The organism is Leisingera sp. F5 (genome assembly GCF_001593695.1).
The window spans coordinates 1-1,055 of record NZ_LUKH01001398.1 but is presented as its reverse complement, the minus strand read 5'-3'; the positions used below and the strand labels follow the sequence as shown (position 1 = coordinate 1,055).

Annotated in this window: 1 protein-coding gene; it reads right to left on the bottom strand. The window is 62.6% G+C overall.

Annotated elements, in window-relative coordinates:
• The coding region (locus A2I95_RS41745; RefSeq protein WP_291738132.1) for an MFS transporter at nt 1–1,055 on the bottom strand (1,055 nt) is incomplete at both ends.

The following is a 1,055-nucleotide window of genomic DNA, read 5'->3' as shown; positions in this document are numbered from 1 at the left end:
CACGGCGCTCCAGCCGTCGGCCGGGTTGCCGCCCGAGCAGTTCATCAGCCCGCCCGAAGCCAGCGACGCCATGGTGACCCCGCCAAAGACCAGAAAGTCGTTCAGCCCCTGCATCCGGCCGCGCTCATGGCTTTCGTGGGCACCGGCCAGCATTGTGGTGGCACCGATAAAGCCAAAGTTCCAGCCCACGCCCAAGAGCACCAGCGCGATGAAAAAGTTCTCAATCTCCACACCCTGCAAGGCGACTGCGCCCGCAGCGGCAAGGATAACCAGACCCGCCGCCACGATCTTTTCCACACCGAAGCGGGCGATCAGATGACCGGTGAAGAAGGACGGCACATACATCGCCAGAACGTGGGAGGTAACAACATCGGCAGCGTAGCCTTCGGTGAAACCGCAGCCGACCACGGCGAGCGGCGTGGAAGTCATCACCAGGTTCATCAACGCGTAAGAAACCATTGCACAAATCACTGCGACGGCAATGACCGGGGTCTTCAGCAACTCCATCCGGCTGCGGCCTTTGGGGCTGTCAGCACTGAGGGCTGGCGGTTTGGGGATGTCCAGAAACAGGAACAGCGCGGCCCCCACCACGTTCACGGTAATCACTGCCAGATAGGTGCCGAAGAACGGAATAACAAAGGCTTGGCTGGTGGCCTTCACAATTTGCGGGCCGATGATGGCGGCCGCAAGCCCGCCTGCCATAACATAGGAGATCGCCTTGGGGCGGAACGCTTCGGACGCCGTGTCGGCTGCTGCAAAGCGGTAGAATCCATGCGCGCTCATATAGACGCCGGTCAGCAGGCTGCCGATCAGAAAGATCGGAAAGGAGCCAAGGTACAACCCATAAGCCCCGACCAGCCCGCCCAAGGCGCCAAAGGCCGCCCCTGCGAAAAAGCCGGCCCGGCGGCCCCAGCGCTGCATGACGGCTGAGACCGGAGTGGCCGCCATCATCGACCCGGCCACGATCAGCGAGATCGGCAAGGTGGCAAAACAGGGGTTCGAGGCCAGCGACTGCCCGGCCAGGCCGCCGACGATGAAAATCATCGGCATCTGGG